The organism is Streptomyces sp. CBMA156, from assembly GCF_014596515.1.
In the GTDB taxonomy this organism is placed as follows: Bacteria; Actinomycetota; Actinomycetes; order Streptomycetales; family Streptomycetaceae; genus Kitasatospora.
The window spans coordinates 1-10,378 of record NZ_MSJQ01000427.1 but is presented as its reverse complement, the minus strand read 5'-3'; the positions used below and the strand labels follow the sequence as shown (position 1 = coordinate 10,378).

The 10,378-nt window shown below is 74.9% G+C and carries 5 protein-coding genes; 2 read left to right on the top strand and 3 right to left on the bottom strand.

All coding sequences use genetic code 11. The annotated features are described in order from the left end of the window. Nucleotides 1–117: 117 nt before the first annotated feature. Nucleotides 118–1,698, top strand: coding sequence for a LuxR family transcriptional regulator (locus BU198_RS38170; RefSeq protein ID WP_223245514.1), 1,581 nt, complete (start codon nt 118–120; stop codon nt 1,696–1,698). A gap of 118 nt (nt 1,699–1,816) precedes the next feature. Here the strand turns inward: BU198_RS38170 and sbnB are convergent, their stop codons facing one another. The 3 genes from sbnB to BU198_RS38155 form a co-directional block, all read right to left on the bottom strand. Further along, complete coding sequence (gene sbnB, locus BU198_RS38165; protein WP_188300519.1) at nt 1,817–2,839, bottom strand: 2,3-diaminopropionate biosynthesis protein SbnB; 1,023 nt, start codon at nt 2,837–2,839, stop codon at nt 1,817–1,819. After that, a complete protein-coding gene (sbnA, locus tag BU198_RS38160) occupies nt 2,833–3,822 on the bottom strand; it encodes a 2,3-diaminopropionate biosynthesis protein SbnA (protein ID WP_188300518.1) in 990 nt (329 codons plus the stop codon). Before sbnA ends, sbnB begins: the two co-directional genes overlap by 7 nt. Before the next feature lie 327 nt (nt 3,823–4,149). Further along, nucleotides 4,150–5,418, bottom strand: a complete 1,269-nt coding sequence (locus BU198_RS38155; RefSeq protein WP_188300517.1) for an MFS transporter — start codon at nt 5,416–5,418, stop codon at nt 4,150–4,152. 207 nt (nt 5,419–5,625) lie between these two features. Between BU198_RS38155 and BU198_RS38150 the strand changes: the two genes are divergently transcribed. Then, nucleotides 5,626–10,378 (top strand): non-ribosomal peptide synthetase (locus tag BU198_RS38150; RefSeq protein ID WP_188301364.1); only part of this gene is annotated, 4,753 nt, incomplete at its 3' end.

Below are 10,378 nucleotides of genomic sequence, written 5' to 3'. Positions count from 1 at the left end.
GCCCCGGCACCGCCCGGCCTCCCGCGCGCCGTGCGGCGCCCCGGCGTCCGGGCGAGACTCGGTCGCAGGACGGGGCCTCCCGGGCATCGGGCGGCCCGGGAGCGCGAGGGAGCGGCGATGCCGGAGACGTCCCAGCAAGGGGGCAGCGGCCCGACCCTGCGTGAGGTGCTGCTGCACAGGGGCTACCTCCGGCTGCTGCTGGTCTCGGCACTGGTCGGCATCCCGGTCTCGCTGGCCGCCTTCGGCTTCGTCGGCCTGGAGCACGAACTCCAGCACTGGGTCTGGGAGAGCCTGCCCGAGACGGCCGGCTACGGCCGCGCCCCCTGGTGGTGGCCGCTGCCCGCGCTGCTGCTGGCGGGCCTGCTGCTGGCCCCGATCGAGGGCCACCTGGCGCTGCTGCCCGGCCACGGCGGGGCGAGGGCGGAGGCCGAGCGGCTGGCCCGCGAGGCGGCCGAGGTCGCCGAGCGCGAGAAGCTCCCCGTGGTGGCCTGCCAGGCCTGGCAGCTGCTCGCCCTGCTGGCCCGTGAGCACGGCTTCGACGACGCGGACGCGTGCCTGGAGCGGATGCTCGCCGTCGCGGAGGAGCACGCCCTGCCGGTCTGGCGGGTGGAGGCGCTGCTGCGGCTCGGCGGGAACGCCTTCCTGCGCACCGGTGACGCGCGCCGGATCCGGGAGGCCAGGGACGCCGCCCGGGACCTGGGCGCCCTCGTCCTCGCCCAGAACGCGGATGGCCTGCTGGCCATGGACGCCCTGCAGCGCGCCGACTTCACGGCCGCCCGGGAGATCATCGAACGCTGCCTGGAGCCGAGCGCCCGGATGCGCAACCTCGGCATCCACCGCTACCTGCTGCTGGTGGCGGCCGCCGTCGCCGCCCACCAGGGCCGGCGGCGGCAGATGGAGCGGGAACTGCTCCGCTTCGAGCGGGCCGACGACTCCGCCTCCTTCCTCACGCCGGTCCTGCACGGCCTGTGCCGGGCCTTCTGCGCCCTGCTGGAGGAGAACCGCGCCCAGGCACTGGAGGAGCTGGCCGCCTCGGCCGCCTGGGAGGACCGGCACCCCAGCGTGTTCTACATCAGCGGACGGCACGGCCTCGGCCCGCTGCTCGCCGTCATCGCGGACACGGCCGATCGTTCGGTGTACGCGACGGTCCTGGCGGCCCCGGCCGCCGCTCTGGCGTGGAACCGGCAGTTCCTGGTGCTCGCCGAGGCCGTCCTGCTCGGACGCGAGGGCCGCGGCCGGGAGGCCGCGGGCCTGGTGGATCTGGCGTCGCAGGAGTTCCGGGGCTTCCCGACCGCCCGTCACCTCGGGCTGCGCCTGGTCGCCGAGGCGGCCCTCGCCGACGGCTGGGGTGACCCGGTCACCTGGCTGCGGACCGCCGAGGAGTACTTCCACCAGGCCGGCGTCCGCTCGGTGGCCGGTGCCTGCCGGTCGCTGATCCGGCAGGCGGGGGTGGTGGTCGCCCAGCGGCGCACCGGGCGGGAGCTGATCCCCGAGGGGCTGCGGAGGGTCGGGGTGACGCCGCGTGAGTACGACGTGTTCGCCCTGCTCGTGGAGCGCCCGGGGAACCAGGACATCGCCCAGCGGCTGTCGATCTCGCCCCGCACGGTGGAGAAGCACATCGCCAGCCTGCTCCACAAGACCGGCTGCACGGACCGTGCGGAGCTGTGCGGCCTCGCCCGGGCGCTGTGCGGGGACTGACCGGCCCGCGGCACCCGGGTCCCGGCGGTTCCGCGACGGGCGCGGCGCCCCCCTCGCGGAGCCGCGGCACACTCCCCTCGCGGCGTCACGGCGTACGCCCCTGGCGCGGTCACGGCCCCTACGCCTCGGGGCTGAGGAAGTCCGGGACGTCCGTGCCGAGGCCCTGTTCCCGCGCCCTGCGGCGGACCAGGTCGGCGACGGCGAGGTCGAGGACGCCCAGGCCGAAGGGCGAGAAGACGGTGAGGGCTTCGGGGTCGCGGTCGCGGCGGCCGTCGGTGAGGACGGCGCCGATCGAGTCGGCGATGAAGTCGCGGTGACCGGCCCGCTGTTCGGCGAGGTGCAGCGAGGTGGCCTCACGGCACACGTGGTCGGCGTCGTCGACGATGTTGACGCTGGACAGGACGGTCTCCGGGGTGAGGTCGCGCAGGGACAGGTGGAGCAGCAGCGTCCCGGGCCGGCAGGGGGAGGTGTCCAGGTGCGGGGCGGCGGCGGTGGTGGCGATCGAGACCAGCCGATGGGCGGCCAGGGCGTCCTCGATCCGCTCGGCGGTGCCGGTCCTGAGCCCGGGCAGCCGGGCCGCGCACCGCTCGGCGAAGGCCCGTACGCGGGCCGGGTCGAGGTCGAAGAGGGTGACCTCGGCCAGGTCGGGCAGCAGGGCGCGGAGGAAGGTGAGCACCTCGAAGTTGATCACGCCGCAGCCGATCAGGGTGACGCCGGTCTGCGGCTCCCGCGGGGCGAGCGTCGCGGCGGCGAGCGCGGCGCTCGCCGCGGTGCGCCGGGCGGAGACCACCGAGCCCTCCAGCAGCACCTCGGGGTGGCCGGTGCGCATCGAGTTGAGGATGATCGCCGCCGAGGCGCGCTCCAGCCCGGCGTCCAGGTTGCCGGGGAAGGAGGAGATCCACTTGATGCCGGCGACCGGCTCCTCGTCCCCGGGGCCTCCGGCGTCCCCGGCGTTCCCGAGGTAGCCGGGCAGGGCGATGATCCGGTCGCGGGCCGCTTCGGGGAACCGCAGGAAGAGCGAGTGGGGGAGCACCGTCCGGCCGGCCGCGTGCAGCCGGTACGCCCGGCTGACCGCCCCGACGACCTGGTGCTCGGCACCGTCCAGGACCTGCCGGACCTCACGGGCTGTCAGGATCAGCATGGTGTCACCTCGGCCACCGGGCCGTTCTCCTTCCAGAGGCGGGCGACGTCGCCGAAGTGCGACGCCACCCAGTCGTCGTTGTAGATCGTGTCGAGGTAGCGTTCGCCCCGGTCGGGGAGGATCACCGCGCAGGTCGCGCCGGCCGGGATGCGGGCGCTCATCCGCCGGACCGCGGCGATCACCGCGCCCGCCGAGCCGCCGGCCAGGATCGCCTCGCGGTGCGCCAGCCGTCGGCAGTTGACCACGCAGTCGAGATCGCTGACGTGCACCACCTCGTCCGCGAGGCCGTCCTGGTGCAGGGCCGGGCGGACGGCCGCGCCGTGCCCGGGGATGAGCCGGGGCGCGGGGCTGCGGCCGAAGATGACGCTGCCCTCGGCGTCGACGGCCACGATGGTCACCGGGAGGCGGTGCTCCCGCGCGTACTCGGCGCAGCCGCGCAGCGTTCCGCACGAGCTGGTCGCGCAGAACAGGTAGTCGAGGCCGTCGGGCACGGCCTCGCAGATCTCGCGCATGGTCGCGTGGTGCGAGCGCGGGTTGAGCGGGTTGGAGTACTGGTCGGGGCAGTAGGCGTGCTCGGTCGTGGCGAGGATCTCGCGCACCCGCCGGATCCGCACCGGCAGGTACTCGCCGGTGACCGGGTCGGTCCTGGTGACCACCTCGACCTCGGCGCCCAGCGCCCGCATGACGGCGATGTTCTGGCGGTTGGCACGGGGGTCCACCACGCAGATGAAGCGGATCCCGAAGTACCCGCAGACCTGGGCGAGTCCGATGCCCAGGTTGCCCGAGCTGGACTCGACGACGACCGACCGGCCGGGGACCAGCCGGCCCGAGCGGATGCCCTCGGACAGCAGCTCCAGCGCGGAGCGGTCCTTGATGGAGCCGCCCGGGTTGTGCGCCTCCAGCTTGGCGAACAGGCGGAAGTGGCTGGTCGGGTCGATCCTGGTCAGCTCGACCAGCGGCGTCCGGCCCACGGTCTGGAGCACGCCGGCCGGCACCGGGTCAGACCCGCGCACGGGAGCCCCCGATGACACCGCTGTCCGTACGGCGGCACGGGCTCAGCGGCCGTCGCCCGGTCCGCCCGGTCCCGGGGTGCGCCGGGCACTCCTCGCCGGCCCGCCGGAGGGCATGCCGCCGGTCGGGGGCGACGAGCCGGTACGGGCAGGTGTCGGTGGCTTCCTCGGCCATCACGGCCCTCCTAGCCTCGGGGTTTGACACTGCGACGGGGTGAGCCTGCCGGGCGCCGGGGAACGGCGGCAAGAGACAAACGGGCAGCAGGAGCAGCACGCGCGCCCTGCCGCCGGGTCCCCGGGTCAGGCGGTCGGAGCGGACTCGGCGGCGGCGCCCGAGAGGGAGGGGGCGGAGCGCACCGAGGGGCTGAGGGCGGCGGTCGCGGCGAGCAGGACCATCCAGGCGGCCAGCACCCACACGGTGGAGTCCGCGCCGATCCGGGAGAGCAGCTGGCCGCCGATCAGCGAGCCGAGCGGGACGGCGCCGTAGGCGACCAGGCCGACGGCGCCCAGCACCCGGCCCTGGATGGCGTCCGGCGTGACGGCGAGCTGGTAGGCGGACGTCACCACGTTCCACACCGGGCCGACGAAGCACATCAGGCCGTACACCGCGCCGAGCAGGTACGGGCCGTGGACCACCAGGAGCAGCGGAACCAGCAGTGCCCAGACCCAGTTGGCGCCGACCACCACGGCCCGCATCGACAGCCGGCGCTCCACCCCGGGCGCCACCAGGGAGCCGAGCACCCCGCCGACCGCTCCCAGCCCGAACATCAGGCCGATCGAGGCCGACGAGGCGCCCTGGCCGCGCGCCATCATGATGACCGTCAGGAAGACCGCCTGGAACAGCAGGTTGCTGCCCGCGATCAGGAAGGTCGTGGTGCGGATGAACGGATGGCGCCACAGCCAGCGGACGCCCTCCGTGAGCTCGCGGTGCAGCGGGCCGCCGCGGGGGCTCCGCTCGGCCTGGAACCGCGTGCGGATCAGCAGCAGGGAGACCAGCGACCACAGGTAGCTGACGGCGTCGAAGAGGAACGGCGCCGCCCGGCCGAGGCCGAACAGGAGGCCGCCCAGCGGCTTGCCGAGCATCGTGGCGCCGCGGGCCCGCGCCTCGTTGCGGGAGAGCGCGGCGGCGAGCTGGGACGGGTGCACCACGTTGGGGACGGCCGCCGAGGCGGCGATCTGGAAGAACACCGTCAGCGTGCCCTCGACGAAGCCGACCGTGAGGATGTGCGGCAGCGACAGCCGGTCCAGCAGCAGTGCCGCCGCGACGCTGCCGATGGCGAGGCAGCGCAGCACGTCGCACCAGATCATCGTCTGCCTGCGGTTCCAGCGGTCGACCAGCGCTCCCGCCGGGAGCTGGAACAGCAGGTGCGGCAGCAGCGCGAGGAAGCCGGTGAACCCGGCGTCGGCCGGGGAGCCGGTCAGCGCGAGGACCAGCAGCGGGTAGGCCACGCCGGAGACGTTGGAGCCCAGCCCGGAGACCGCCGCTCCCTGCCAGAGCAGCAGGAAGTCCCGGTTGCGCGCCAACGGCGGGACCTTCTCGGGGACTTCCTCGCGCACGGTGTCGGTCATGGGTCGATGCTGGGAGGCCGGCCGCCCCGGGCCCAGAGAAGGACCGGCAGTCACGCGCGCAGTCCGCCGCCGCAACCTCGGCCGTGCTGACCCTGCCACCCGCTTCCCGCAGTCGGCAGGCTGACGCCCGGCCGGCAAGGACCCGAGGGACAGGCCCTGCACCGTCACCGGACCGCGGACCCCGTCGCACGCACAGGAAGGCGAAGGATGAGCACGAGCCCGAGCTCCCGCACGGAGCTGCTGCAGCGACGCCTGCGCGGCTTGACGAAGAAGCGGCAGGATGGGATCGCCCCGGTGCCCCGGGACGGCGCACTCCCGCTGTCGTTCGCGCAGCACCGGATGTGGGTGCTCGACCGGCTCAGGCCCGGCGGCACCGAGTACCTGATGCCGCTGCTGCTGCGGCTGCCCGGACCGGTGGACCGGGCGGCGCTGCGGCGGGCGCTGGACGCCCTGGTCGCCCGGCACGAGGTGCTGCGCACCCGCTACCCGGCCGTGGACGACGAGCCGGTGCTGGTGATCGACGCCCCGGGGCCGATCGCCCTGACCACCGTCGACCTGGGGGCCGCCGAGCCGGAGCAGTGGGAGCAGCCGGAGCTGGCGGAGCGGCGGCTCGCCGAGCTGGTGGCCGAGGACGGCCGGCGGCCGTTCGACCTGGCCGCCGAGCACCCCGTCCGGGCGCTGCTCGCCCAGCTCGCCGGCGACGAGTGCGCACTTCTGCTGACCATTCATCACATCGCCTCGGACGGCTGGTCGGAGGACGTTCTGCTCGGCGAACTCGGGCAGCTCTACGAGGCGTACGCGGCCGGCCGGCCGAGCCCGCTCGACCCGCCCGCCGCGCAGTACGCGGACTTCGCCGCCTGGCAGCGCGCCCACCTTTCCGGCGACCGGCTGGCCGGCCAACTCGCCTACTGGCGAAGCGCCCTGGCCGACCTCACGCCGCTCGATCTGCCGACCGACCGGCCCCGCGGCCCGGTCCGGGACGCCGCCGGCGCCATCGAGACGTTCACCGTACCGGCCGAACTGGCCGAGCCGCTGGTGGAGTTGGGCCGCACCCAGGGCGCCACCCCGTTCATGGTGTTCCTGGCCGCCTTCCAGCTGCTGCTCGGCCGCGGCTGCGAGCAGAGCGACGTCGTGGTCGGCACCCCGGTCGCGGGCCGGGAGCAGGCCGACACCCAGCCCATGGTGGGCCTGTTCGCCAACACCGTCGCGCTGCGCACCGACCTCTCCGGCGACCCGTCCTTCCTCGAACTGCTCGGCCGCGTCAGGGAGACCGCGCTCGGCGCGTTCACCCACCAGGAGACCCCGTTCGAGCGGCTGGTCGACGAGCTGGCGCCCGAGCGCGACCCCTCCCGCAACCCGATCTTCCAGGTGGTCTTCCAGCTCGCCGCACACACCCCGGCCGAGCCGGGCGCGCTGCGCGCCGAGCAGCGGCCGGTCGACTGGCACACCGCCAAGTTCGACCTCACCCTCGCGCTCACCACCACCGCCGACGGCTCCGTCACCGGCGAACTGGAGTACGCCACCGCGCTGTTCGACCGGGCGACGATCGAGCGGACCATCGGGCACTACCTGCGGCTGCTGGCCGGCATCGCCGCCGAACCGGGCCGGCCGGTCGGCCGGCTCGACCTGCTGCCCGCCGCCGAACGCGAACTCCTCGCCTCCTGGGGCGGATCCGGCCGCAGCTACCCCGCCGAGGAGACCCTGCCCGAGGTCTTCCGGCAGTGGGCCGAGCGCACCCCCGACGCCCTCGCCGCCACCTGCGACGGCGTCTCGCTGACGTACGCGGAACTGAACGCCGGGGCCAACCGCCTCGCCCACCGGCTGCGCGCGCTCGGTGCCGGCCCGGAGACCCTGGTCGGCGTGCGCTGCGACCGCGGGCTCGACCTCGTGGTGGCCCTGCTCGGCGTGCTCAAGTCCGGCGCGGGCTACCTCCCGCTCGACCCGGGCCAGCCGGCCGACCGGCTCGCCTACATCCTCGCCGACGCCGGGGTGACCGCACTGGTCACCGACCGGAGCACGGGCGAGGAGACCGTCACCACCCTGCTGCTCGACGAGACCGGCGAGGACTGGCCCGACACCGACCCCGCCCCGCGGGCGGATCCCGGCAACACCGCCTACGTCATCTACACCTCCGGCTCCACCGGAGCCCCCAAGGGCGTCCCGGTCACCCACGCCAACGTGCTGCGCCTGCTGCGCTCCTGCCAGGAGGACTTCGGCTTCGGCCCCGGCGACGTGTGGACGCTGTTCCACTCCTACGCCTTCGACTTCTCGGTCTGGGAGCTGTGGGGCGCGCTGCTGAACGGCGGCCGGGCCGTGGTGGTGCCGTTCGCCCTCTCGCGCTCGCCGCAGGACTTCCTCGACCTGCTGGTCACCGAGCGCGTCACCGTGCTCAACCAGACCCCCTCCGCCTTCCGCGGCCTCCAGGAGGCCGTCGCGCTGGCCGGCCTCGCGCCGGAGGCGCTCTCGCTGCGGACCGTCGTCTTCGGCGGCGAGGCGCTGGACGTGGCCGAACTGGCACCCTGGTTCGACCGGTTCGGCGACCGGCGGCCCGTCCTGGTCAACATGTACGGCATCACCGAGACCACCGTCCACGTCACCTACCGCCCGGTGCGGGCCGAGGACACCGGCGGTGCCAGGCGCAGCCCGATCGGCCGCCCGCTCGGCGACCTGCGGCTCCACCTCCTCGACGCGGACCTCAACCCGGTGCCGATCGGCGTCCGGGGCCAGCTCCACGTCTCGGGCCCGGGCCTCGCCCGCGGCTACCTGCACCGCCCGGCGCTGACCGCCGAGCGCTTCCTGCCCGACCCGTACGCCACCACCCCGGGCGCCAGGATGTACCGCACCGGCGACCTCGCCCGCTACGGCGCCGACGGCGAACTGGAGTTCGTCGGCCGGGCCGACGGCCAGCTGAAGATCCGCGGCCACCGGATCGAACCCGGCGAGATCGAGGCGGCCATCGGCGCACTCCCCGGAGTGGACACCAGCCTGGTGATCGCGCACCGCCGCCCCGACGAGCGGGAGGCCCGGCTGGTCGCGTACGTCGTGCCCGGGGCGGGCCGCACCCTCGACGTGGCGGAGCTGCGCGCCGCCCTCGGCCGCACGCTGCCCGGCTACATGGTGCCGGCGATCCTCGTCCCGCTGGACGCCTTCCCGATGACGGCCAACGGCAAGATCGACCGCCGCGCCCTGCCCGCCCCCGAAGCCCACCGCGGCCTCGGCGGCCCCGAACACGTCGCCCCGCGGACCGGCACCGAGCAGACCGTCGCCGAGACCTGGGCCGAGGTGCTGCGGCTGCCCCGCGTCGGCGCCCTCGACAACTTCTTCCACCTGGGCGGCGACTCGATCCGGGCGATCAAGGTCGTCGGCGCGCTGCGGCGGCGCGGGATCGACCTGACGGTGCAGAACCTGCTCGTCCACCAGAGCGTCGAGGGCCTGGCCCGGTTCGCCGACCTCGCCAGGCCCGGCGGGCCCGCCAGCGTGGAGGAGCAGCGGGTGGCGCCGTTCGCGCTGCTCCCGGACGCCGACCGCGCCGCCCTGCCGCCCGGCCTGGTGGACGCCTACCCGCTCGCCATGGTGCAGGCCGCGATGGTCTACCAGATGCTCGCGGACCGGGACGAGAGCCCCTACCACAACATCACGCTCTTCCCGTTCGTCGACGACGCGCCGTTCTCGCTGCCCGCCCTGCGGGAGGCCGCCGCCCTGCTCGTCCGGCGGCACGAGATCCTGCGCACCGCCTTCGACCTCACCGGCTACTCCGAGCCGCTCCAGCTCGTCCACGCCGACGCGACCCTGGAGGTCGGCTACGACGACCTGCGCGGGCTCGACGAGGAGCGGGTCGGGGCCGAGCTGGCGGAGTTCACCGCCCGGACCCGCCGGACGCCCTTCGACGTCGGCCGGGCGCCGATGCTGCGCTTCCACGTCCACCAGACCGCCGACGACCGCTGGACGTTCTCCTTCATCGAGTGCCACGCGATCCTCGACGGCTGGAGCCACCACTCGCTGATCGACGAGGTGATGCGCGACTACCGGGCGATCCGCGCCGGGCAGGCCCCGGCCGCCGCCGGGCAGCGGCACACCGTCCGCTACGCCGACCACATCGCGCTGGAGCGGCGCTCCCTGGCCAGTGCCGAGGACCGGGCGTTCTGGCAGCAGGGGGTGGCCGGCTTCGAGCGCGTCGTGCTGCCGCCGTCCTGGGCCGCCGATCCGGCGGCCGGCGAGCAGCCGTACCAGGTCGCCGTTCCGTTCCGCGACCTGGAGCCCGGCCTGCGCGCTCTGGCCGCCGCCGCCGGGGTGCCGCTCAAGAGCGTGCTGTTCGCCGCGCACCTGAAGGCGATGGCCACGATCAGCGGCAGCCGCCGCTTCCACAGCGGACTGGTCTTCAACGGCCGACTGGAGACGGAGGGCGGCGAGCTGGTGCGCGGCATGCACCTGAACACCGTGCCGCTCGGCGTCGAACTGACCGGCGGCACGTGGCGCGAGCTGGTGGGGCGGGTCTTCGCCGCCGAGGTGGCGGCCTGGCCGCACCGCCGCTTCCCGCTGCCCGAGATGCAGCGCGCCTGGGGCGACGGCACCCCGCTGATCGAGGTGTCCTTCACCTACCTGGACTTCCACGTCCTGGACGACCGGCAGATCGAGTCCGACAAGGTCGTCGACGTCAGCCCCAACGAGTTCGCGCTGGACGCCTCGACCTTCCCCGGCGTGTTCGTCCTCTACGGCCGACCCGACCGGATCAGCCGTGCCAACGGGCAGCGGCTGGCCGGGCTGTACCGGCGGATCCTGGAGGCGATGGCCGCCGACCCGCAGGGCGACGCCGGGGCCGACGCCCTCGCCGCCGAGGAGCGCGAACTGCTGGACCGCTACGCGACCGGGCCCGCGACGGCGGTCCCGGACGCCTGCGTGCACGAGCTGTTCGAGCGGCAGGCCGCCCGCACCCCGGACGCCGTCGCGCTGCACCGCGCCG

Bases quoted from the DNA above. Each gene is read 5' to 3' on its own strand.
- BU198_RS38170 (WP_223245514.1), top strand. From the start codon at position 118: ATGCCGGAGACGTCCCAGCAAGGGGGCAGCGGCCCGACCCTGCGTGAG.
- sbnB (WP_188300519.1), bottom strand. From the start codon at position 2,839: ATGCTGATCCTGACAGCCCGTGAGGTCCGGCAGGTCCTGGACGGTGCC.
- BU198_RS38155 (WP_188300517.1), bottom strand. From the start codon at position 5,418: ATGACCGACACCGTGCGCGAGGAAGTCCCCGAGAAGGTCCCGCCGTTG.